This window comes from Neobacillus sp. BP17, assembly GCF_059579525.1.
Window position 1 is genome coordinate 2,781,663 of sequence record NZ_CM184198.1, and the last position, 23,550, is coordinate 2,805,212.

Sequence of the window (23,550 nt, forward strand, 5' to 3'; positions counted from 1 at the left end):
AAACAATAACAATAAAAGTAATATGTGTAGTATCTGGTATTAGATTTTTAGAGTGAAACAAAATAATGAACTTAAGTAAACACAAATTGTGAAGAATTGTACTAAAAGGGAAAGGGAAGTTTGAATTGAAGATGAAATTGCGGAAAGCGACTCATTTTTAATCAGCCGACGGCAAAGGTTAATTTTAACAAAATATTTGTAGAATATGGTATAATATGGATATAAAAAAAAGAACTGGGGTGATGTGTAATGAAAAATATCCCTCATCTTGGACTATCAGTATCATTATTTGTGTTAATCGGATTGCCAGTTATTTTTCTAATGACTTCTCTGCTAACTGGTGAGTGGAATTATTTAATATACAGTATTATTCCGTCTCTTTTTGCTGGACTTACGGGACTTATAATAAGTATTCAGCAGTTAAAAAAAGAGCAACGAATTTAATGGTCCCAATTATCGAGAAGCATTGTTCCAGCGAAGGATTAGTGCTTCTTCTTATTATGTTAACTGGCAGGATAGTTGAAGAAGTAAATAAACAAAGAGGAATAATATACATAGGCTTGCTTGGTTTAGCTTGGATCTCCAACAAATAGGGAAGTTTTTCTACCAGCTAGGGGGCTAAAATTGGCATCTATTGTCTACATAGTTATATTAATTGCTAGTTTCTTATTTTTGGTGTGGAAAAAGGGCGAAGCAGAATCTAATTTTCCGTTAAAAATTATTGGATACTTTATATTAGGTTCATTTGCTTTTAATTTCAATCAAGTTCCACTTCCACTTGGGTTTATAGTGTACCTGTTATTTTTTCGACCTACGTTAAATGTAAATCTAAAAAGAAGGGCATCTGTCTTCGGTGTTCTTGCATTTATACTGGTCCAATGGTTTTTACCATTTGCCATTCATGAATGGGAAAGTCGTCCAATATTTATCAAACATGAACTTGATTCAGTATATACGATTAATTTTCAAGATGAATATGAACTGGTTAAGCAAGACTTGAAGCTAGGGAACCATCATTTAAGGCTTGAGGATTTTGAAGTGAACTATGTTAAAGATGGTAGAATTACAGACTTAAGCTGGCAGCTACTCGAACAAAATGGCAATAGTTATAATCTTTATCAAGTTCGATATGATATTGGTAAGAGTAGGTATCGAGTTACGAATAGTCGGATGGATACATGGCTCCAATACAATCGTTTAATTGAAGCTGACCATTTCTTTGAAAATCTTAATGTACTAGAAATTAAAGATATTACTCATACAAAGGGTGACTTTTCTTCGTATGTGATCCGAAGTACAGGTGAACGAAACAATTATGCAGTAGAAAATGGAACTCATTTTTTCCTATCAAATGGAGAAATACAATTAATAGATGATAAACAGTTACCAGTTGAAGGCTATTATATTTCAACATTCGCAATGAAGAAAACGGGAGAAAAAAGGGATGATCAAGGGAATATCACACAAGAAAGCTTCGAAGGTACCGAATCATCAGATTATCTGTTTGATGTAAATTTTGGTGAGGAATGATAAAAATCCTGGTTTTTATCGTATAAGAATTTTCTTGATGATGTAATTAACATTGTTAATAGAGATACAATGCTTTCTTTTATTTTAAAGGATGAAGGAATAAAATCAGTAAAAGATAAAGATCATCCTTATATCACTGAGGATCTAGGCTGGCTTGATAGTTTCGATATTGAATATGAAAGTGGAATAACAATCGGTATTGATGTTTACAAATATGATATGTCAGACGACGACACAGATGATGAAGAATTACCAGAACCATTTAACCGAGATGAATATTTAAAGGAATTGCTTTTAAGACGTTACTTTGAAAAGGATAACGAAATATTGATGAATGTCTTAACCACACTAAAAAGTCTTGAAGGTAAAGATTTATGCATTAAACATTCAAGTAATATTGTTAGTTACAAATTTTTTATCCATGGAATGGTTCTTGAAGAAGTAATTGGTGAGGCTATTTTTACCGGTGGGATATATTTAAGAGATTTTTATAATAATGATGGTATTTGTATTAATGAAGGAGAAATAGTAAGTTTCAAAACTATGGATAATTTTTCAGATGAAGAAACAACTATAAAGTACGAGAATAAAGTTGATGATGGTTCACTTACTGTCATTGAACCATTCAATGATGATGATGCTGATGACACACTTTCAAGTATTTTAGTATTAGATGATAATTGATTGGTAAGGTCTTTTAATTTTTTTATACTCCTCCTACATTAATTATACCATATTAAAAAAGGTCAATATAGACTGTTTATTCCCATTTACAACTGCTAAAATGCAATAGAAACTTTAATGATATTTGTTGGAGGGATTGAATGAGTTCATTGGTTCTCGGTTTTCAGGAAATGGAAAAAACGCAATTAATGCTTGTTGGTGGAAAAGGGTTGAATTTAGGGGGATTATCCAAAATTCAAGGAATACAAGTGCCGGAAGGATTTTGCGTTACAACTGTGGGTTATCAAAAAGCCATCGAAGATAATGATTCATTTCAAGGATTGTTGGATCAACTAACAATGCTAAAAACGGAGGATCGGGAACGAATTGGTGAAATCAGTCAGAAGATTCGTCAGATCATTATGGAAGTAGAAATTCCTCCCGATGTTGTGTCCGCAGTTGCTGACTATCTCTCCCGTTTTGGAGAAGGACATGCGTATGCTGTGCGTTCGAGTGCAACTGCGGAAGATTTACCGCATGCTTCATTTGCTGGGCAACAAGACTCCTATTTAAATATCATCGGAAAAGAAGCCATCTTACAGCATATCAGAAAATGTTGGGCTTCACTGTTTACCGATCGTGCGGTAATTTACCGAATTCAACATAGATTTGATCACAGACAAGTTTATTTATCCGTGATCGTTCAAAGGATGGTTTTCCCACAGGCTTCAGGGATTTTATTTACCGCCGATCCGATTACTGGAAACCGCAAGCTGTTATCCATCGATGCCAGTTTTGGGCTTGGAGAAGCACTGGTTTCTGGTTTGGTCTCTGCCGATTGTTACAAAGTCCAGGAAGATCAAATCACAGATAGGATGATCGCAGCCAAAAAATTGGCTATCTATGCACGAGAAGAAGGCGGAACAGAGATCGTGCCAATCGATGCTGATCAGCAAAAGACTCAAACACTGACTGACCAACAAATTTTACAATTAGCACGGATCGGAAGACAGATTGAAACACATTTTGGCAAGCCGCAAGATATCGAATGGTGTTTGGCAGATGATACATTCTATATCGTCCAGAGCCGGCCAATCACCACGCTTTTCCCGATCCCTGAAGCGAATGATCAGGAAAATCACGTCTATATCTCTTTCGGCCACCAACAAATGATGACCGACCCCATTAGACCATTGGGATTGTCTTTTTTCCTATTAACAACGAATGCACCGATGCGTAAGGCTGGTGGAAGGTTGTTTGTTGATATCGCACAACAATTGGCTTCACCTTCTAGTAGAAACATGTTATTAAATATGATGGGACAACACGATCCACTCATGAAAGACGCCATTATGAACATTATTGAGCGTGGAGATTTTATAAAATTATTACCAAATGAAAAGGAAGCACCGAGGCCCGTCAGAGGCAATACGGCTATGCCGGAACAATTCGAAAACAATCCCTCCATCGTTTCCGAATTGATTAAGAAAAATCAAACATCGATAGAAGAGTTAAAACAAAACATCCAAACGAAATCTGGATCAGATTTATTTGATTTTATTCTAGAAGATATACAGGAATTAAAGAAGATTTTATTTGACCCACAAAGTACAGCGACATTTATGGCCGCGATGAATGCTTCCACATGGATGAATGAAAAAATGAACGAGTGGTTAGATGAAAAAAACGTAGCAGACACGCTTTCTCAATCTGTACCAAATAATATTACTTCGGAAATGGGTTTGGAGCTATTGGATGTTGCCGATGTGATTCGACCATATCCAGAGGTAATTCATTTTTTACAGAATGTAAAAGATGACAACTTTTTGGATGAATTGGATCAGTTTGATGGAGGAAGGGAAACCCGAAACGCTTTCTATGCTTTTCTCACCAAATATGGAATGCGATGTGCCGGTGAAATTGATATAACGAGAACACGTTGGAGCGAAAATCCTATGATTCTTGTCCCTTTGATACTTGGGAACATCAAAAACTTTGAGCCCCATGCTGGCAAGCGGAAATTTGAACAAGGTCTGCGTGTTGCTTTGGAAAAGGAAAATGAATTATTAGACCGATTGAAACAATTACCGGATGGTGAACAAAAGGCCAAAGAAACAAAACGAATGATCGATCTAATCCGGAATTTCATCGGGTACCGTGAATATCCAAAATACGGTATGATTAATCGCTACTTCGTTTATAAGCAGGCTTTACTGAAGGAAGCCGAACAACTCGTGAAAGCGGGCGTGATTCATGAAAAAGAAGATATCTATTATCTCACATTTGAAGAATTCCGCGAGACCGTCCGCACTAAAAAACTGGATTACCAGTTGATTAACAAACAGAAAGATGAGTACAAATTATATGAAAAACTGACTACCCCGCGGGTAATCACATCGGATGGTGAAACACTATCAGGTGCGTACAAACGAGAAAATCTCCCAGCCGGAGCGATTGCGGGTCTGCCTGTTTCTGCGGGCGTGATCGAGGGACGGGCGCGTGTCCTCTTAAATATGGAAGATGCGGATCTAGAAGAGGGAGATATATTGGTCACTTCCTTTACGGACCCTAGCTGGACCCCATTGTTTGTATCGATAAAAGGCCTAGTCACCGAAGTGGGTGGGCTGATGACTCATGGAGCCGTGATCGCACGAGAATATGGGTTACCAGCCGTTGTTGGAGTAGAGAATGCTACCAAACTGATACAAGACGGGCAACGAATTCGCGTGAATGGGACAGAGGGGTATATCGAAATATTGTAATTACTGATAACATCCAACTATTAATGTTTGCACCGTTCTAGTTGTCTTTAGAGCGGTAAGATTTTTGTTTAACAAACGGGTCACTACAAGAACCACAGATTTGAAGATCAAGCTGTCATAATGGCAGCTTTTTATACTTACGCCACTTTATTGAAATAAAAATAGGATACTGGCATCCCTTAATTTTTTTGATTTAAAAATTTGATAATATCTTCAACATGTTGTTCCTTTAGATAGTTTCTGTATAGGTTACTGGATAATCGAACAGGATCACCAAAAAAGTATCTTTCATACTGAGTTTGCCTTGTACCGAAGGAACTCATTGTAAGATCCCATGCCAAACGAAATAGTTTCACACGGTCCAAAGCATTCATACCATCTGCTTGAAGATATTGGTCGAGCTCTGTTCTAATTTCAGAATCAAAGGCCTTTTCTGTTGGCAATAAAATCATTCCGCTTGCACCAATGATTTGAATCATTTCGCTAAAACGGGGATAAATCTTAGGGAAAATGTTACTGGCGACTTGAAGTGGTATCAAACTTGGAGCCATAGTTCCCCATTGATCTACTTCGGCATCATTTTCTGCCTTTTCTAAGAGTGCTTTCATGGTTTCAAGACCAATGATGATTTCGGACAGTTTTTCATGAATATGTTGATATTCCCCAACATTAATTGTGTCGACAAGTAGTTTAGCCACGCCAAGAATAAATTCCGTTTTTACAATTTGTCTGGTTACCACTTGATGATAGGCGAATTGGTAAAATGAGCTGTCTGCCAAAAAATCGGTTGCTGCCTCTACGTTGTCGTAATAAAATACCCGATTCCATGGAACTAATACATTGTCAAAAACAACAATAGAATCCATTTCCTCATATCTTGAACTTAAGGGATAATTAAAGGAAGATTCTCCCCCGACAAAAGATTCCCTGCAGAAAAATTTTAATCCTTCTGTATTAGATGGAATGGAAAAAGCGAATGCTTCGCTAGGATCAAAAAACACTCTTGGGGCAGTAAAAACTAACACTTCATCTGTCAAACCACCTTGAGTGGCAAGCAAACGGGCACCTTTGATCACCAGTCCTTTTTCCGTTCGATCGATTACCTTCGCAGAAATGGGCTCATCGGTGAATCCCAAATAGACTTGAGATCGATTAACCTGTGGCGTGATAAAGGTATGGGTAAACGAAAGGTCGTGTTCCATTGCTCGTTCATAAAGGCATTGAATATTTTCAGGATAACAATTTTCTCTACCTCTTAAAAGGACTGCTGAGGAGGCAAAGCTCATCAGCACCGTATTCATATAATCAGGACTTCTTCCCATCATTCCATGTGTGTTTCTTGCCCAGTATTCCATCATCTTTCTTCTTCTCTTTAAATCTTCTTTTGTTTTTGGCTGCAGATAGGAAAGCCCAATAGGCTCTTCTTTACCAGGTAAACAGAAAGTCATCTCCTCTTTTAGAACGGGGTCATTCTGTAAATCATAAAGGGAGGCTTTTGCTTTAAGAATTCCTTTAAAAGCAAGATGCTCAGAAATTTTCCCCTTAATTCTTTCACCATCAAACCAAATTTCATTTTCTAACTTGTTTAATCGATCAATAAAATCTTTTCCACTAATAGTTCCCATTTTTTATCCGCTCCCTTTTTTGAGACGATCCACAAAAAACGAACTGCAAGCTAGTATCATTTTATTGGATAACTGGGATGCTTGTTCCAATGGGAAAAGCCTTGTTTTAATTTGTGTGTTCGCTTACTTTTGTCCATAACACACTAGGGAGATTCACTTAAGGGGCTGTTGACAAACAAAAAAACAAGATCTAGACAATAAAAAAGAAGGCGAATCCTATAAATAGTTGGAATTCGTCTTCTAGTATTAAGGGGGTTAATACAGTGTTGCCTGAGGAGGGTGTGGCTGAGCAGGAAGCTGCACTCCCTGAGGTGGGTGTGGCTGAGCAGGAAGCTGCACTCCCTGAGGTGGGTGTGGCTGAGCAGGAAGCTGCACTCCCTGAGGTGGATGCGGCTGAGCAGGAAGCTGCACTCCTTGTGGTGGGTGCGGCTGAGGTGGATGCGGCTGAGCAGGAAGCTGCACTCCTTGTGGTGGGTGCGGCTGAGCAGGAAGTTGCACTCCTTGTGGTGGGTGCGGATAAGCAGGAAGTTGCACTCCTTGTGGTGGGTGCGGATAAGCAGGAAGTTGCACTCCCTGAGGTGGGTGCGGATGAGCAGGAAGATGTACTGGGTATGGTGGGTATGGATGTGGAATGCCAGGTGCTCCAAAACCGAGACCAGAAAAATAACCAAATCCTGAACCTGGTCCACCTAACCCATAGCCTGGATAAAACCATAAACCTAGTCCAGGTTCACCAAATCCCAAACCAGGATAAAAACCATAACCTGAGCCTGGTCCACCCAGTCCATAGCCTGGATAAATCCTTTCATCTGTTGGATAAGCAATATAATGTTCAATATTATATGGATTCACAATTTTCTCTCCTCATAGTTTTGTTTTTCTAAAACTTGTCGGGAATCAAGAGTTAATGGCTGCTGGTTTTTCTACGGAAAATGGAATATATATTCGATAGTGATCTAGACGTATAACCAGATTATGCTCAATGTCAAAACTTGGGTTGGGTGTATGACCTAGATTGTTTAAGAAAAGGGGATCGCAGCCGCCAATGTATCTGCATGCTGCAATAATTTTTTTATTTCAGGTTGTAGTCATACCCACTTGAAGAAGTACTAGAGGTAAAAATTAAAAAAAAATAGTAAACTTTTGTTTTAAATAATGGTATGTTTTTGTCAGTAAAGATGGTATGTATATCTTGAATGATGAAATATAGAAGGGATAGAACGTTTTGAAAAAGTTTACGAGTTTACTTATTAGTCTCATTTTCATATTGTTAACAGGCTGCAGTGCAAATGATTTTGAAATCAAGCTATCAACGCCCAAATCCTTTACACCTGATCAAGCTACTCCCATTCAACTGAAGATATTAGATCGGGAAGGGAAACCGGTTGAAGGTGCGAAGGTCAGCGTTGATTTGGATATGCAAGGGATGAGTCATGGAGATATTTCCATGAAAATGGAGGAAACAGGAATGGGTGTGTATGTTGGACAAGCTGATTTCGAAATGGAAGGGGACTATACGGCTGCCATTACGATCGACTACAAAGGTGAAAAATGGCTGGGTGAAAAAAGATTTTCAATTGTGTACCATAAGGCACAATAGTTTTTTATAAAAACTTTTAACAAAATTAATCGCCTTCACGCCCATGGTATTGTTATAATGATATCAAAAAGGGGGTGCTACACGTTGGAGAATCCTTCAAGATTGTCTGGTACTTCTGCCACTCATGCAAAGCCTATTATGGAAACGGCGATACTTTGCGTGGGGCAAAACTAACTTAAAATTCATATCGCCTATTTCATCACCTGGCTTTGCACCTTATTTAATTCATTCATAAATAAGGAGCTGGCAGTCTTGAAATATGTAAATGCAAGCAACATTTTACCTGAGAATCTTATTAAAGAAATTCAAAAATATGTACAAGGGGAAACGATTTATATCCCAAAACCTGAAACGACTTTTCGTAAATGGGGTACTATAAGCGGTGGAAGAAAGCTCCTTGATCAGCGCAATTCTAATATAAAAAGCGCCTTTATGAGCGGAACAAATATTCAGGATTTAGCGGATGAATATTTCCTTTCCATCGAAACCATCAAAAAAATAGTCTACAAAAAGCACGGGTGATTTCTCCGTGCTTTTTTATGTATAAAACATTTCTCAGTGGAATTTTACATTTTCCCATACAGTGATATTCTTTAAAATAAACGGAAGGAGGGTGAAGAAATGACCGAAAAGTTTATTAAAAATGCGGATTTTAATTTTATACAAAATCAGGTAGTCCTGATAAAAGATAGCTACAAAAAGAATGTGGCCCCAAATGTAATTCAGGCCGTAAAGGATTTAGCGAACGCGAAAATCATCGAACTATATCCAAATGCAACGAACGAGCAACAGAAAATGTTAGATCTTTCTGCGTATAAAACCGACCAAGAATATGACAAATACATGAGGCGGCTTCAGGACTCTCGGTTACCATTACCTAAGATCTCTGAGGCCCAATTGAAAAAAATGTTTCCCAAAAATAAAAAATTAAAGCTTCCTGATTTAGACAAAATGAATCTAGATCAGATGTCATATTTAAGTTGGGTAGATATCAGCACAAATAAGAAATTTATTGTGTTCGAGTTAGAGGAGAAGATGGTTGGAATTGAATGCAAATACACCATCCTTCCTAAGGACAATATCTGTTCCTTCTGTAATCGATTTGGCCAGGTAGCCTATATCTCCACTGTTACAAAGGCAAAAAAAGCTAAAAATCCTGATTACTATAAAGCGATCGGCAACTATATGTGCTTTGATAGCGAAGAATGTAACAAGAAAATTACCAATGTCGATTATTTAACCACTTTCTTGAAAGAGTCGTTGGGAGAAAAAACTGTCCAGTAAAGGTGAAAAATCCTTTATATTTAAGGGCCCGCTCGTATCGGTTTGGGGGTCAGGTGAAGTGAAGCAGGCGAGAGATGATAAATAGACGGAGAAATGCCGCTTATTTCGAAATTATTAGTAAAAAAGGCGAAAATAGACGGAGAAATTCCGCCTATTAACTCGAAATATTCAAAAATAGGGGATTTTGATTTGCATAAGCGGAAAACCTCCGCTTATTTTCCCCGAAACGTGCTCCATTTTAAAAATAACCGGAAAATATCCCCTTATTTTACTTTCGCTGGTTATTCGATTAAGGTCAAGCGATCTTATTTCAAAGTAGGGAGTTCTTATTTTGGATTACGGTTTATAAGGTCTCCGTAAGAAACTCGCCCATTGCTATAAACGACCAATGGTCTCTAAATTTTATAAATAATTCTCCCCCAAAAAATGGCGCTCTAAGTATGAGAGCTTTCCCCACGTTCACGCGAGTCTCGAAAATTGGAATCGCTTCCACTGATTTTATTTGTTTACCCTTTAGCAAGGTTCAGGTTATAATAAGGTTTATTAAATTTAGGATTCCGAAATAAATGCCCAAAATACAATTTATTTATATAGAAAGGCGATGGACATTGAATAAATTAAGTGGAAAAAAAAGAATACAGCTTGCCATACTTCTGGGATCACTTGGACTGTTAGGACCATTTACAATCGACACGTATTTACCGTCTTTTCCAACGATTGTAAAAGATTTTGATACGACGGCTTCACTTGTTCAGATTAGTTTAACCTCCTGTTTATTAGGTCTCGGATTAGGGCAATTGGTTATTGGTCCGATGAGTGATGTGAAAGGACGCAGGCAGCCCTTGCTCATCTTTATCACCTTGTACTTACTTGCTTCTATTACATGCGCGTTGGCGCCTAATATCTATTTCCTGATTCTTGCTCGTCTAGTTCAGGGTTTTGCTGCTGCCGGCGGACTTGTGATTTCAAAGGCGATTGTCAGGGATCTTTTTAGTGGAAAGGAGCTGACCAAGTTCTTTACGCTGATGGTGTTAGTAGGGAACCTCGGGCCGATCGCTGCACCAATTGTTGGAGGCGGGATTCTTACGTTTACCAATTGGCATGGGGTTTTTATTGCTTTAGCTTGTATTGGTGCGGTGCTGCTCTTCACGGTTACACTCAAATTAGAAGAAACCTTGCCAGATGAAAACCGTGTTCCAAGCAATCTGCCACAAATCATGAGCAACTTTGGTTCTTTATTCAGAAATCGAACATTCATGGGATACGCACTCACGCAAGCCTTTACTACGGCAGGAATCTTTGCCTATGTATCTGGGATTCCGTTTGTCTATCAAAATATTTATCATGTCACACCGCAGCAATTTAGTTTCTTATTTGGAACCAATGGATTAGCATTAATCATTGGAAGTCAGTTGGTTGGCCGCTTGGCAGACATCATTCCGGAGCGGACCTTCTTAAAAATAGGTTTAGCCATCGCTAATATAGCTGGTGCCGTTTTACTCATCGCATTACTATTAAACGCACCACTTTTCGCCGTTGCCATTCCGATTTTCTTTTTTATCGCTTCCATCAGTATGATTGGCACCACCTCATTTACTTTAGCGATTGAAACGCAGGGCCATATTGCGGGAAGCGCCTCGGCCTTATTAGGTGTTTTGCCATTTGTACTTGGCTCATTAAGTGCTCCGCTTGTAGGAATAGCAGGGGCGTATACAGGCGTTCCGATGGGTGTCATCATCTTATGCTCTAGCATTCTTGCTTTCCTTTCCTACTTTGTGTTGGTACAAAAAGCATCCCTCCCGATCCCGCTATCGGGCGACCAACGCTCAGTTAAGAAACCAAGTATCTAAAGAAATAAAAGGAGAACACATTTCGTTAACGAGCGAATGTGTTCTCCTTTATTTGTCTACTATTAATCTTAATAAGAACATATAGGTTAGGATTTTTCCTCTCAATATATTTTTACAAGGTTAATCGGTATATCTAACACCCTTTAGCATCATATTGACCTTTGATTTCGTCTCATGGACAATATTTTTTTGAAATTCTTTTGCCTTTTTGAAGGCATCCATCATTCCTGATGCTAAAATTTTTATTTCTCTCGTACCAACAGGTTCTTCTAGAAGAAAAATATATTCTTTCATGCTGTGTCACCTCACAAGTTGTAATTTTAATATAATTATATACGATTATGTAAGCGATTACCACAATTATTTGTGAGCGTTTTCACTTATTTTTTTTAATGTTTTTCTATATAGGTTAAATACGGTCCTAACATTTCCGTTTTATGGAGTGTAAAGATCTTGGAAAAAAATTCATTTACATTCGCTGAACATAGGAGTAATATAAACACAGTTTCAAATTTCTAAATCGCTGAAACCAATAGGTACGGGGGAACCATTTTTGTGGGATATTACTTATCCCAAGGGGTGAATCCTTTCAAGGTAGGGCTACTCAAAGGTCCGAATCCGACAGCTAACCTCGTAAGCGTTATATGAGAAGGAAGGTGGAACTTGTGACACGAGAAAAATGATGTGTCTACAGGTCTATTTACTATGACTTGTAGGCACTTTTTTTATTTATGTAAAGTTAGAACTCATTTTGAGGTATTCACATTGTAAAAGGGCAATATTAATCTTTTAAACTATTAGGGGCGAAAAATAAATGATTTCTGTATTAAAAAGGTTTTTAATTGGACGTCCGTTAAAGTCCAACGAATTAGGAGAACAGAAACTTAACAAAACCAAAGCCTTGGCGATCCTTTCATCCGATGCACTCTCGTCCGTGGCCTATGGTCCTGAACAAATACTGATTGTTTTAGTTACTCTAGGGGCAACCGCATTTTGGTATTCTATTCCAATCGCCGTGGGTGTATTAATCCTTTTAACAGCCCTTATTCTGTCATATCGGCAAATCATCTTTGCGTATCCACACGGCGGGGGGGCCTATGTGGTTTCAAAAAACAACTTAGGTGTAAATCCCGGTTTAATCGCCGGGGGCTCCCTTTTGGTAGATTACATCTTAACGGTTGCGGTAAGTGTGTCTGCAGGTACGGACGCTATCACTTCTGCGTTTCCTGCCTTGCATCCATTTAATGTTGAGATTGCCATTGTTTTCGTGATTTTGATTACCATTTTAAATTTACGCGGTGTTACGGAGTCTGCATCCATATTAGCCTATCCCGTGTACTTGTTCGTTTTAGCGTTATTCATTTTAATCGGTGTAGGTTTTTATCATATTTTATCAGGAGGAGTTTCGCCTGAATTACATCACCCAATTGGTACACCAGTAGCAGGAATCAGTTTGTTTATTCTCTTGAGGGCGTTTGCTTCGGGAAGTTCCGCCTTAACTGGGGTTGAGGCGATATCCAACGCCATACCTAATTTCAAAAATCCGGCACCAAATAATGCTTCTAAAACGTTAATGATGATGGGTGTGTTGCTTGGCTTATTATTTTCAGGGATTATTTATTTAGCTTACTATTATGGGATTACTCCGAGGGCAGAGGTAACGGTGGTATCACAGATTGCAGAGGAAACTTTCGGTCGGAATGTCATGTACTATTTTATTCAAGGTACGACAGCATTAATCTTAATCCTGGCGGCAAACACTGGTTATTCTGCATTCCCATTGCTGGCAGTTAATCTTGCCAAAGATAAGTTTATACCAAGGATGTTCCTAATTAGAGGAGACCGATTGGGGTACTCAAATGGCATTATCATGCTTGCCATCTCGTCCATCCTATTAATTATTGCTTTTCAAGCTGAAACAGAGCATCTGATCCCGCTTTATGCTGTCGGAGTGTTTATTCCATTTACCTTATCCCAAACGGGCATGATCGTTAAATGGATTCGCGAGAGGCCACAGGGCTGGCTTCCCAAACTATTCATTAACACAATAGGGGCAATGATTAGCTTCATTGTCACCATGATGTTCTTTTTAACTAAATTTACTCAAGTATGGCCAGTACTAGTCTTTTTACCTATGATTCTATTTGTTTTCTACCGCATTAGAAAACATTATGAAGCAGTTGGGGAACAACTTAGCCTGACTACTTGTGAACCTTTGATGCCAATTGAAGGAAATGTACTAATCGTTCCTGTGGCCGGTATGACCAATGTGGTGGCGAATTCGATAAACTATGCTAAATCACTTTCTCAAGAACATATCATTGCTGTATATGTTTCCTTTGAAAGAGACGATGAAAAGAACTTTGAAGAAAAGTGGAAGAAGTGGCAGCCGGATGTAAGACTCGTGACGCTCCACTCGCATTATAGAAGTATCATTAATCCTCTTACCAAATTTGTGGATACGATCGAACATAAGGCGAGTGAAGCGAACTACCGAGTGACCGTAATCATTCCGCAATTTATCCCGAAGAAAGGCTGGCACAATATTCTTCATAATCAATCAAGCTTACTCATTCGTGCCTACTTGCTGTTTCGGAGAAACGTGATTATCACTACGGTTCCTTTCCATTTAAAAAAATAAGAATAGGCATCGTTTTTTAGGGCTCTTAAAAAGGCTTCGTAATTTCGCTGTTACACGGTGTAATAGCGAAACGGAGCCCAATAGGGAAAAACAGGTACTGCTCCGGGGCTTATATAATATTTGGTATGTCCAATTAGATAGTAATTATGAGGAGGGCTCCCCATAATAGGCAGACCCCATTCCCCAAAAAGGGGAGGAGGAAAGCCTTGATAGATGGTACTATCCATTCCGGTTATAACAACAGGCATTCAATCACTACTTTCTGTTGATTTATAGATATTGTATGTCTATAAAATTTCTCAGGTGATTGTATTTGAATTCTCCTATTGGCTTTTTTGCATGACTGTTTTTTGGAGTCCACTAACTTGAATCGCGGCTTTCTTAGGCATAAAACATGCCACGATGAGCGCCACAAATCCTAAGACTAGCATAAATGTATAGGCATCACCTGCACCATATATAGATGCTAATTTTGAGAGCTGCATCTTTGTCATGCCTCCATTTTCCATTACGAGCTCGGTGGCGTGTGATTTTGCTTGAATCGTATACACTGTAACGACAACGGCTGTGCCAATCGCACCAGCCAATTGGCGAATCGTATTGTTAACGGCTGAACCGTGTGAACCCAATTCTCTTGGTAAAGCATTCAATCCTGCTGTATTTAATGGCATGGAAATGAAACTTAATCCAATTCTTAAAATGACTGTGCGAAACAATAAATACATATAAGTAGTGGATTCGGTTAAATCAATGACTCCCCACATGGAAATAATCATAAATACTAAGCCTATAATAAAGAGTGGTTTAGCACCGTATTTATCATACATTCTACCCGTGACAGGGGATAGGAAGGCATTAATGATTGCCCCAGGCAATAAAAGCAACCCAGCCTCAAAAGCTGTAAATCCACGTCCATTCTGCAAATAAATGGGTAAAAGAATTAAATCTGCATACATAATCATCGTATTTAGGATATTGATGAACGATGTCAGCGTGAAAATTTTATACTTAAATACGGATAAATTTAATAAGGGATCTTTAGATTTCATTTGGCGTATACAGAATAAAGCCGTAACTATGATTCCGACGACGATGGTTGAAATGACAAGGGGATGACTCCATCCCTTGCTGCCTGCGCTGCTAAATCCATACAAAATACAGCCAAAGCCAATCGTTGATAAAATGACACTTGCCACATCTAATTTTGCTTTTGTTGTTTCGGCAACATTCATTAAATATTTAAATGAAAGAAGAATGGCAATGAATACAAATGGAGTTAACCCAATAAATAGCCATCTCCATGAAACATATTCAATGATAAACCCAGATAATGTTGGCGCAATAGCGGGAGCAAAAATGATGGCAAAACCAATGGTCCCCATAATACTTCCACGCTTTTCAGCAGGATATAAATATAAAATGACCGTCATCATGAGCGGCATAATAATTCCTGCACCTACAGCTTGAATCATTCTTCCTGTTAACAGAATGCCAAAATTCATTGCGCAGGCACAGATGATCGTGCCAATCAACAAAAAGAACATTGAACTAATAAATAGCTGCCTTGTTGTAAAACGTTTCATTAAAAACGCGGTAATTGGCACTAAAACACCGTTTACTAGCATAAATCCTGTAGACAACCATTGAACAGTGGCTGGTGTTACATGAAAAACGTTCATGAAACTGCTCAATGCCACGTTTAATAACGTTTGATTTAACGTCGATAAAAAACAGCCGGCAATCATTACAATGAGTAAGATTTTTTTATTACTTTCTGTTATTTCATTATTCATTTTTTTACCCCTTTATTCTAAACTTGAATTCGCAACAATGTGTCGATAAAATTCATAGTAACAAGAAATTAAGTCCATGACCATGAACAGTTTTATTCGAAATGTATACTAATCGACAAAGAGTCTATACACTGTTGTGAAAGTCTAAGGAAAATCTATAAAGGAGTTTAAAAATGTCTATATCAAAAAAAGAAGATCCGCGCACCATTCGTTCAAAGGAAATGTTTAAAAAGGCTGTCTTTTCACTTTTAAGCGAGGACTCCACTATTTCAAATTTAACGGTTCAGAAAGTCGCGGCGAAAGCAGGATTAAACCGAACCACGTTTTATTTACATTTTCAGGATATTCAGGATTTACTATCGCAAATCACTGATAAGATGTTAAATGAGTTATCTGATAAATTTGTTCCATTAATACATGCAAAAGAATTATCAGAGAAACAACAGCTAACCCAATTGCTTGATTATTTATATAACCATCGAAATTATTTACTTATTTTATTTAATATGAATCAGTTCGAGGAGGAATTGTTTTTATTATTAAAACAAGTAGTAGGGACAAGAAGAGAGAACACCGAAAGGGACATACCAGAGGATTATGTAGCGATTGATATTAAAACAGCCTCATTGGTAGGCATCATCATGTGGTGGATCAAAAAGGGGCTCCACTTTAGTTCAGATTATATCGCGGATCAAATATTTTTGATGTACAGAGCGCAATGATTTGTTGGAATTAAATTCTATCCCTATGGAAAAGATAAGCAAAATGCGGGAAAAGGGGATTAGTGATGACCACGGATAAGGAATTAAATCCAATGAATGTAATGAAAGCATTAAATATAAATCCAAAAATTTCAGATGAGACCCAGCCTTTTACGGCATTTGAATTAGGAAAACTTTGGGCTACATATATGGGAAACAGTATGTCCATTCAAATTTTAAGTTATTTTCTGCATCATTGTGAAGAAGAAGATATTCGGGTGCTATTAGAAAATGGCTTAGCATTATCCAAAGATTTCATGCAGAGGATCGAAGCGTTTTTTAAAAAGGAGAATTTCCCCATCCCTATTGGATTTACAAAAGATGATGTCAATCTAGGTGCCCCTCGTTTATACCAAGATGAATTTTATGTTCACTATTTAAAATATGCTTCTAAGGCAGGGATGAGTCTTTACGCCGTGGCCCTTCCATTAATCATGAGGGAGGACGTACGAGAGTTCTTTATTTATTGTAATGAATGCACGACTGTCCTATTAGGGCAAATTAATAATGTTTTAATGGAAAATAAATTTATTGCCAAACCTCCCACCATCCCGACACCAGATGGAATTGAAAAAATTGATAAACAAAGTTTCTTAAATGGTTTTTTTGGAGATGTCCGGCCATTACAAGCTCTAGAAATCATTCATCTTTGGGATAATATCGAGAATAATGCTACAAGTATGGCCTTATTATTGGGCTTTCATCAAACCGTTCAAGATGACAAGATAAGGGCGTTGTTTAAAAGAGGTCTAGAAATGACGGATAAAGCTGTAAAACAGTATAAGGAAAAACTTCATGTTGAAAGTATCCATTCACCTGACTACCTAGACCATTTGGTTACCACATCTACTTATCCACCTTTTTCCGATAAAATCATGTTGTTTCATAAAGTGGATATGTTCGCTATGAAGGTAAGGGCATTTGGAAACTCATTGGCTGTGACGGCAAGAAGAGATATCGATATGTTGTATATTAGGACTCTTATCAACATTGGGGCATTTGTTGATGATGGTATGAATATCTTGATTCAAAAAGAGTGGTTGGAATCACCCCCGAAAGCATTTGAACGGGCTTTGGAGGAATGAAATACATTGATCATGAACAGGAAGCCTGAAAATATTAAAACGCTATTTCATCGATATTTGATTGTAAAGGAGAACACTCTTCGGTAAGAAGCGAAGGTGTTCTCCTTTTTTACGGGCATCTCAATGGTAATTCGCGTTTTCGATCAGATGCTTGATCGTATTAAGCTGAAAAGCACCATAAATTCTATTTTTGGACGTAAGCTCATTGATAAAAAACTGATGTAACTGCTCTTTGTTGGCCACCCGATGTACTATGCTGTTATCCGACCAATCGTGAAGCTCTTTTACATCGTAATTAAAGAATACAAGGGTGTTAATCCATGAGGTTATATCTTGACTTTCTAAATAATTGGATAAGATGAAGGCCGTCTGTTGAACCTGGCTGATTGGATTTTCACACGTTTTTACTGTTAATTCTCCTGACACCGATTTTCCGAATATCAGTGTTTCCTCTTTCTCGCTATCTATTATATCTGATAAAAAAGAAAATCTCTGGCTGTTATTTCTTGTTAATCCCAGAACAATGTGACCTTTCCAGTATTTGGTTTCTATAACATAGATACCAGTTGATAATAGGACAAGGTGATCAATCTGCCGAGTATTACCGTTTCCATCGGGTATATAAATGTTCGGCATGATAATCATTTCATCTGGTGGAAGGATTTTTTTTCGAATTAAATCGGATTTGAAATTTTCTAGTATCTGATGGGTGACGATTTCTCCTTGGTTATTATAATTTTTCCGGATTTCTTCATTTTCGATCACAAGTTTCTCAATTTCACGTTGGTAAGCTTCGCTCATACTCATAATCTTCTCATCGTACTTCGTTGCTGCCGTTTCCATCGAGGCTCTTTGAATTTCTTTGAGAGCCTCTAGCTCTTGGAAATGGTCGTTTCTCATTTCTTTTTGTTTAGCCTTTTCCTTTTTTACGATATAAGTTAACCATGCGACAGAGGCAGCTAGTAACGTGGAAATAATTAACCAAATCATTGATTTTCTCCTTATTTATCAGATCATATATTTTATTAGTAGCTTTTTATCAGCATTTTGTCTAATTGACGGACTTTATCATAGGAATTTAATAGTCTCTCAGGAACCAAAGTCCTGCCATATTCCCAAGCATTCGTTTCTATTAATGTTAGAAGCTGTGCTTTTTCATCATCCTCGCCATATTTAATGATCCTTAAATCATGTTTGTTTTTCTTAAAATCCAAATAATAACCGAGCTGATGATATAGGATAATTTTAACACAATCTTCGTCTGTTTCTTTAATTTTAAAGTTAATATTTGCTATATATCCATTAATTTTTAAATAGTTAAATTTAATCATATTAGTAGAAACGTTAAAACTCATCGGGGCGGGCAGGGTATTGCTAATTTCATACTCAATCGTTAATTTATGCTCTAGCAATGTATGTTCAATGATTTTCTCAATATCTCGTATATAAAGCATCGTATCTGAACACGTCCTTTCCAACTCTTTACTTTTTATTTTTAAGAAATGCAAGTGGAAAGTAAATCCATCAATTTTCCTTTAGACTTTTTTCCTATCGCATTTTTCAAAGAAAACCTCCAGTAAATTAGTAGTAAGTTTTATAGATTGTTATTAATAGAGAAAAACTATGTCTGATTTTCTTACAATGTTGTTCAAAAAATATTAAACAACGCGTATATTCGGATTAACAAGTTAACAACTTTGTTTAAATTACAAAAAAATATAGACACTTTTGTACAAAGTGTTATAAGATTGTGTTAAGAAATTTCATGATAGACATTTTTGTTCATTCTATGAAGGAGGTTTGAAGCAATGGAATTATTAATGAGAAATATGTTTCAATCACTTGGGAAGAATACCTCAGCTAACAAACTAGCAAAAAAATACGGTTTGCGCTTTGGCGCTGGACGATTTGTGGCAGGGGAAACGATCCAAACCGCCATCGATTCCGTGAAAAAGTTGAATCGTGATGGGAAAATGGTCACTTTAGACCATCTTGGGGAATTTGTTTATACAGAAGAAGAGGCGCAGGAATCAACGGCCATGTGCATTCAAACCCTCGATGCGATTGCAGAAGCAGGGGTCAAGTCCAATCTTTCACTTAAAATGACATCGCTTGGCCTTGATATTAGCAGAGAGTTATGTATGAAGAATATGCGTAAAATTCTTAATAGGGCAAAGCTGCATCAAAATTTTGTAAGAATCGATATGGAAGATTTTGATCATTGTCAAATTTCCTTGGATATTTATAAAGAGCTTCGGAAGGAATATGACAATGTCGGACTTGTTATTCAAGCCTACCTTTTTAGAACAGAACAGGATATTGCCGACTTAAATCAATTGAACGCAAACCTGCGTCTCGTAAAAGGAGCATATAAAGAGTCGCCAACGGTTGCTTTTCCAGAGAAGAAAGATGTCGATGAGAATTTTAAAAAGATTATTAAGCAGCATTTATTAAATGGGAACTATACAGCGGTAGCAACCCATGATGCAGCGATGATTGAATATACAAAAACGTTAGTAAATGAATACCGAATAGCTAAAGAGCAATTTGAGTTCCAAATGCTTTATGGGATTTGTGAGGATATTCAAGCTAAGCTTGTAAAAGAAGGGTTTAATGTCCGAGTTTATGTCCCTTACGGGGTGGACTGGTTTGGTTATTTTATGAGAAGGTTAGCAGAAAGACCTGCTAATGTATGGTTTGTTCTCAAAAATCTATTAAAATAACAATTTTACATAAAAAGGAGTCGAAAAATTATGACAACTGTAACACAACATGCACCATTTAAAAATGAGCCTTTTACGAATTTTTCTCTCGAGGAAAATAAGCAATTAATGTATGCTGCCCTTGCGAAAGTGAAAACAGAACTAGGCAGGAAGTACCCGCTGGTAATCGGCAATGAAAAGCTAGTTACTGAGGAACAAACCATTTCTACTAATCCAGGAAATGTGGATGAAGTCATCGGGTCGGTAAGCAAAGGGAATAAAGAATTAGCTGAAAAAGCGATGCAGGAAGCGTTGAAAACCTTTGAATCTTGGAAAAAGGTAGCTCCCGCAGAGCGTGCGGAATATCTATTCAATGCCGCAGCTTTAATGAGACAACGCAAGCATGAGTTTTCTTCGTACCTTGTCCTTGAATCAGGGAAGAACTGGGTTGAAGCAGATGCTGATACAGCCGAAGCCATCGATTTTATGGAATTCTATGCAAGAGAAATGATCCGCCTAGGCGAGACAAGCATGCATCAACCGCTTGTGAACATCGAAGGAGAAGACAATCAAATTTCGTATATTCCACTTGGTGTTGGGATTGTTATTTCTCCGTTTAACTTCCCATTGGCGATTATGGCGGGAACCACTGTCGCAGCCATTGTCTCAGGAAATACGGTTATTTTGAAACCAGCGGATGCTACTCCTGTGATTGCAGCCAAATTTGTGGAATTAATGGAAGAGGTGGGTCTTCCTTCAGGCGTGCTCAACTATTTGCCAGGTGATGGAATTGATGTAGGTGAGTATTTGGTTGAGCATCCAAGCACGCGTTTTATCTCTTTTACAGGCTCACGGGCTGTAGGCTGCCGTATTAATGAAAGAGCGTCAAAGGTTCAGCCAGGGCAATTGTGGTTAAAGCGTGTCATTGCTGAGATGGGCGGTAAAGACGGAGTGGTTGTAGATGAAACAGCCGACTTAGATGCAGCCGCAGCGGCGATTGTCGCTTCCGCTTTTGGCTTCCAAGGACAAAAATGTTCTGCTGGTTCTCGAGCGATTATTGTGGAATCGGTTTATGATGAAGTCGTTGAGAAAGTAACCGAATTAACGAAAAATCTAACCATTGGACTTCCTGAAGAGAACTATGCGGTTGGACCAGTAATCGACCAAAAATCAGTGGATAAAATCATGGGCTATATCGAAATTGGTAAAACAGAAGGCCGATTGCTTACAGGCGGCTCTAGAGCAGAGGGGAACGGCTTCTACATTGAACCAACCGTTATTGCGGATGTTCAGCCAAAAGCCCGGATCATGCAGGAGGAAATCTTTGGTCCTGTCCTTGCCCTTGCGAAAGCAGCAGACTGGCAGGAAGCGATTGAGATCTATAATGATACCGATTATGGATTAACAGGTGCTTATCACTCGCAAAATGAGGGACGAATTCAGTATGCCCTTGAAAACATGCATTGTGGAAATCTTTACATTAATAAAAAGTGTACGGGTGCATTAGTTGGTGCCCATCCATTTGGCGGATTCAACATGTCAGGGACTGATTCAAAAGCTGGTGGATACGATTACTTGTTATTATTTACTCAAGCTAAACTGAAATCTAGAAAACTTTAATAATAGTAGATACGGGGAACCCTCCTCATCAAGAGGGGGGAACTCTCCCAAAACCAATCGTGTTTAAAATTTTATTGTAAGCGCTTCATAGGATTCAAAAACAGAATGGGGGATGGGCTTTGAATATACAGATTCTAATTTCTATCGGTATTTATATGGCAGGTATGCTGATTATTGGTTATTTTGCATACAAACGTACGTCTAATCTTGAAGATTATATGTTAGGTGGAAGAGGGCTGGGCCCAGCTGTCACAGCGCTAAGTGCAGGGGCATCTGATATGAGCGGCTGGCTGCTTATGGGTCTTCCTGGGGCCATGTTTTCTCAAGGGTTGAGTGCCTCATGGATCGCCATTGGTTTAACCATAGGGGCCTATATAAACTGGCTTTATGTAGCACCGCAGTTAAGAACCTATACAGAGAACGCCAACAATTCGATGACCATTCCTGCGTTCCTGGAGAATCGTTTTGCAGATGGTTCAAATCTGCTTCGTTTGACCTCTGGACTCATCATTATTGTCTTTTTTACTTTCTATGTATCTTCGGGAATGGTTTCAGGCGGGGTTCTGTTTGAATCAACCTTTAATCTGCATTACCAGGCTGGGCTATGGATTATCGCTGCTGTCGTAATTGCATATACTTTATTTGGCGGCTTTTTGGCCGTAAGCTGGACCGATTTTGTACAAGGTTTAATTATGGTTACTGCACTTATTTTGGTCCCAATTGTAACGATCATGGAAGTCGGCGGCATTGGTCCCGCATTTCAGGAAATAAAGGGAATCGATCCGAAGTTATTTGATATTTTTAAAGGTACTACCGTGTTAGGCATTGTTTCCTTGATGGCGTGGGGGTTGGGTTACTTTGGCCAGCCTCATATTATTGTCCGCTTTATGGCGATTTCGTCCGTGAAAGAAATTAAAAAAGCTAGACAAATTGGTATGGGTTGGATGATTTTTTCGGTTGGTGGTGCGATGTTTACCGGTTTTATTGGTTTGGCCTTTTATACTAAACAGGGACTCACATTAGCAGATCCTGAGACCGTCTTTATTGAACTAAGCCGCATTTTATTTCATCCATTAATTACTGGGTTTTTACTGGCTGCATTATTAGCAGCTGTAATGAGTACGATCTCATCCCAGCTTCTTGTGACCGCAAGTTCGCTGACCGAGGATGTGTATAAGACGTTCTTCCGCCGCTCAGCAACAGATAAAGAACTCATGATGATCAGCAGACTCTCTGTGCTAGTTGTTTCGGTCATTGCTGTAGTCATAGCCTTTGATAAAAATGGAACCATTTTATCGCTGGTCGGATACGCTTGGGCTGGCTTTGGAGCTTCGTTTGGGCCAGTTATTCTGATGAGCCTATACTGGAAACGGATGAACAGATGGGGTGCTCTTGCCGGAATGGTTGGCGGTGCCATAACGGTCATCATATGGGCCAGTGTACCCGTATTAAAAAACAATTTATACGAAATTATCCCAGGATTTATTGTCGGTTTGGCAGCCATCTGGATAGTCAGCTTAATGACTCCCGAACCAAGTGAGCAATTACAAAGAGAATTTGATCAATATAAACACTCAGCATAACCTTTTAACACGTTGACCAAAAAGCCAAAATTTGATCATAGGATTAAAGTG

At 38.3% G+C, this 23,550-nt stretch carries 20 protein-coding genes and 1 riboswitch; of the genes, 15 read left to right on the top strand and 5 right to left on the bottom strand.

Features of this window, described 5'->3' with window-relative positions; genetic code table 11:
• Positions 1-249: 249 nt before the first annotated feature.
• The 4 genes from AC4QJR_RS13490 to ppsA all read left to right on the top strand — a co-directional run bounded on the left by AC4QJR_RS13490 (position 250) and on the right by ppsA (position 4,955).
• Complete coding sequence (locus AC4QJR_RS13490; protein ID WP_496526526.1) at positions 250-444, top strand: hypothetical protein; 195 nt, start codon at positions 250-252, stop codon at positions 442-444.
• A gap of 180 nt (positions 445-624) precedes the next feature.
• Positions 625-1,530 carry a hypothetical protein gene (locus AC4QJR_RS13495; protein WP_496526527.1) on the top strand — a complete coding sequence of 302 codons (906 nt, stop codon included), beginning with the start codon at positions 625-627 and terminating at the stop codon, positions 1,528-1,530.
• A gap of 69 nt (positions 1,531-1,599) precedes the next feature.
• Complete coding sequence (locus tag AC4QJR_RS13500; RefSeq protein WP_496526528.1) at positions 1,600-2,214, top strand: hypothetical protein; 615 nt, start codon at positions 1,600-1,602, stop codon at positions 2,212-2,214.
• Positions 2,215-2,354: 140 nt separating this feature from the next.
• Positions 2,355-4,955 (top strand): phosphoenolpyruvate synthase, encoded by a 2,601-nt coding sequence (ppsA, locus tag AC4QJR_RS13505; protein ID WP_496526529.1) that lies wholly within the window; start codon positions 2,355-2,357, stop codon positions 4,953-4,955.
• Positions 4,956-5,134: 179 nt separating this feature from the next.
• Here ppsA and hpaB read toward each other — a convergent pair whose 3' ends face one another.
• Complete coding sequence (gene hpaB, locus AC4QJR_RS13510; protein WP_496526530.1) at positions 5,135-6,580, bottom strand: 4-hydroxyphenylacetate 3-monooxygenase, oxygenase component; 1,446 nt, start codon at positions 6,578-6,580, stop codon at positions 5,135-5,137.
• Between the two features lie 263 nt (positions 6,581-6,843).
• Between hpaB and AC4QJR_RS13515 the strand changes: the two genes are divergently transcribed.
• The 5 genes from AC4QJR_RS13515 (at position 6,844) to AC4QJR_RS13535 (ending at position 11,314) form a co-directional block, all read left to right on the top strand.
• Positions 6,844-7,464 (top strand): hypothetical protein, encoded by a 621-nt coding sequence (locus AC4QJR_RS13515; RefSeq protein WP_496526531.1) that lies wholly within the window; start codon positions 6,844-6,846, stop codon positions 7,462-7,464.
• Between the two features lie 341 nt (positions 7,465-7,805).
• Positions 7,806-8,180: a FixH family protein gene (locus AC4QJR_RS13520; RefSeq protein ID WP_496526532.1), complete on the top strand. Its 375-nt coding sequence runs from the start codon at positions 7,806-7,808 to the stop codon at positions 8,178-8,180.
• 252 nt (positions 8,181-8,432) lie between these two features.
• The gene (locus AC4QJR_RS13525) at positions 8,433-8,702 is read left to right on the top strand and encodes a CD3324 family protein (RefSeq protein ID WP_496526533.1); all 270 of its coding nucleotides are present in this window, start codon (positions 8,433-8,435) and stop codon (positions 8,700-8,702) included.
• A gap of 99 nt (positions 8,703-8,801) precedes the next feature.
• Positions 8,802-9,464 carry a FusB/FusC family EF-G-binding protein gene (locus tag AC4QJR_RS13530; RefSeq protein ID WP_496526534.1) on the top strand — a complete coding sequence of 221 codons (663 nt, stop codon included), beginning with the start codon at positions 8,802-8,804 and terminating at the stop codon, positions 9,462-9,464.
• A gap of 608 nt (positions 9,465-10,072) precedes the next feature.
• Positions 10,073-11,314 carry a Bcr/CflA family multidrug efflux MFS transporter gene (locus tag AC4QJR_RS13535; RefSeq protein WP_375375954.1) on the top strand — a complete coding sequence of 414 codons (1,242 nt, stop codon included), beginning with the start codon at positions 10,073-10,075 and terminating at the stop codon, positions 11,312-11,314.
• A gap of 120 nt (positions 11,315-11,434) precedes the next feature.
• On the opposite strand, the gene AC4QJR_RS13540 is transcribed toward AC4QJR_RS13535, so the two are convergent.
• The gene (locus AC4QJR_RS13540) at positions 11,435-11,608 is read right to left on the bottom strand and encodes a hypothetical protein (protein ID WP_251460032.1); all 174 of its coding nucleotides are present in this window, start codon (positions 11,606-11,608) and stop codon (positions 11,435-11,437) included.
• A 217-nt stretch (positions 11,609-11,825) separates the two neighbouring features.
• A riboswitch (cyclic di-AMP (ydaO/yuaA leader) is annotated at positions 11,826-11,970 on the top strand.
• Between the two features lie 158 nt (positions 11,971-12,128).
• On the opposite strand from AC4QJR_RS13540, the gene AC4QJR_RS13545 reads away from it, so the two are divergent.
• Complete coding sequence (locus AC4QJR_RS13545) at positions 12,129-13,955, top strand: APC family permease (RefSeq protein WP_496526535.1); 1,827 nt, start codon at positions 12,129-12,131, stop codon at positions 13,953-13,955.
• 323 nt (positions 13,956-14,278) lie between these two features.
• On the opposite strand, the gene AC4QJR_RS13550 is transcribed toward AC4QJR_RS13545, so the two are convergent.
• On the bottom strand, positions 14,279-15,748 hold the full coding sequence (locus AC4QJR_RS13550) for a DHA2 family efflux MFS transporter permease subunit (RefSeq protein ID WP_496526536.1): 1,470 nt from the start codon (positions 15,746-15,748) through the stop codon (positions 14,279-14,281).
• A 173-nt stretch (positions 15,749-15,921) separates the two neighbouring features.
• Here AC4QJR_RS13550 and AC4QJR_RS13555 point away from each other — a divergent pair, with 173 nt between their 5' ends.
• A complete protein-coding gene (locus AC4QJR_RS13555; RefSeq protein WP_496526537.1) occupies positions 15,922-16,470 on the top strand; it encodes a TetR/AcrR family transcriptional regulator in 549 nt (182 codons plus the stop codon).
• Between the two features lie 65 nt (positions 16,471-16,535).
• Entirely contained in the window at positions 16,536-17,594 is a 1,059-nt protein-coding gene (locus AC4QJR_RS13560) for a DUF3231 family protein (protein ID WP_496526538.1), read from the top strand.
• Positions 17,595-17,714: 120 nt separating this feature from the next.
• Here AC4QJR_RS13560 and AC4QJR_RS13565 read toward each other — a convergent pair whose 3' ends face one another.
• Complete coding sequence (locus AC4QJR_RS13565; RefSeq protein ID WP_098574707.1) at positions 17,715-18,584, bottom strand: nuclease-related domain-containing protein; 870 nt, start codon at positions 18,582-18,584, stop codon at positions 17,715-17,717.
• 35 nt (positions 18,585-18,619) lie between these two features.
• Positions 18,620-19,048, bottom strand: coding sequence for a hypothetical protein (locus AC4QJR_RS13570; protein ID WP_251460024.1), 429 nt, complete (start codon positions 19,046-19,048; stop codon positions 18,620-18,622).
• A 354-nt stretch (positions 19,049-19,402) separates the two neighbouring features.
• On the opposite strand from AC4QJR_RS13570, the gene AC4QJR_RS13575 reads away from it, so the two are divergent.
• The 3 genes from AC4QJR_RS13575 (at position 19,403) to putP (ending at position 23,499) form a co-directional block, all read left to right on the top strand.
• Positions 19,403-20,317: a proline dehydrogenase family protein gene (locus AC4QJR_RS13575; RefSeq protein ID WP_496526539.1), complete on the top strand. Its 915-nt coding sequence runs from the start codon at positions 19,403-19,405 to the stop codon at positions 20,315-20,317.
• A 30-nt stretch (positions 20,318-20,347) separates the two neighbouring features.
• Positions 20,348-21,916 carry an L-glutamate gamma-semialdehyde dehydrogenase gene (pruA, locus tag AC4QJR_RS13580; RefSeq protein WP_496526540.1) on the top strand — a complete coding sequence of 523 codons (1,569 nt, stop codon included), beginning with the start codon at positions 20,348-20,350 and terminating at the stop codon, positions 21,914-21,916.
• 119 nt (positions 21,917-22,035) lie between these two features.
• Positions 22,036-23,499, top strand: coding sequence for a sodium/proline symporter PutP (gene putP / locus AC4QJR_RS13585; protein WP_496526541.1), 1,464 nt, complete (start codon positions 22,036-22,038; stop codon positions 23,497-23,499).
• Positions 23,500-23,550 lie beyond the last annotated feature (51 nt).

What these genes read in the sequence shown, in the direction of transcription:
- AC4QJR_RS13490 (WP_496526526.1), top strand. Translation starts at nt 250, where the DNA reads ATGAAAAATATCCCTCATCTTGGACTATCAGTATCATTATTTGTGTTA.
- AC4QJR_RS13500 (WP_496526528.1), top strand. Translation starts at nt 1,600, where the DNA reads ATGCTTTCTTTTATTTTAAAGGATGAAGGAATAAAATCAGTAAAAGAT.
- ppsA (WP_496526529.1), top strand. Translation starts at nt 2,355, where the DNA reads ATGAGTTCATTGGTTCTCGGTTTTCAGGAAATGGAAAAAACGCAATTA.
- hpaB (WP_496526530.1), bottom strand. Translation starts at nt 6,580, where the DNA reads ATGGGAACTATTAGTGGAAAAGATTTTATTGATCGATTAAACAAGTTA.
- AC4QJR_RS13530 (WP_496526534.1), top strand. Translation starts at nt 8,802, where the DNA reads ATGACCGAAAAGTTTATTAAAAATGCGGATTTTAATTTTATACAAAAT.
- AC4QJR_RS13540 (WP_251460032.1), bottom strand. Translation starts at nt 11,608, where the DNA reads ATGAAAGAATATATTTTTCTTCTAGAAGAACCTGTTGGTACGAGAGAA.
- AC4QJR_RS13545 (WP_496526535.1), top strand. Translation starts at nt 12,129, where the DNA reads ATGATTTCTGTATTAAAAAGGTTTTTAATTGGACGTCCGTTAAAGTCC.
- AC4QJR_RS13550 (WP_496526536.1), bottom strand. Translation starts at nt 15,748, where the DNA reads ATGAATAATGAAATAACAGAAAGTAATAAAAAAATCTTACTCATTGTA.
- AC4QJR_RS13555 (WP_496526537.1), top strand. Translation starts at nt 15,922, where the DNA reads ATGTCTATATCAAAAAAAGAAGATCCGCGCACCATTCGTTCAAAGGAA.
- AC4QJR_RS13560 (WP_496526538.1), top strand. Translation starts at nt 16,536, where the DNA reads ATGACCACGGATAAGGAATTAAATCCAATGAATGTAATGAAAGCATTA.
- AC4QJR_RS13565 (WP_098574707.1), bottom strand. Translation starts at nt 18,584, where the DNA reads ATGATTTGGTTAATTATTTCCACGTTACTAGCTGCCTCTGTCGCATGG.
- AC4QJR_RS13570 (WP_251460024.1), bottom strand. Translation starts at nt 19,048, where the DNA reads ATGCTTTATATACGAGATATTGAGAAAATCATTGAACATACATTGCTA.
- AC4QJR_RS13575 (WP_496526539.1), top strand. Translation starts at nt 19,403, where the DNA reads ATGGAATTATTAATGAGAAATATGTTTCAATCACTTGGGAAGAATACC.
- pruA (WP_496526540.1), top strand. Translation starts at nt 20,348, where the DNA reads ATGACAACTGTAACACAACATGCACCATTTAAAAATGAGCCTTTTACG.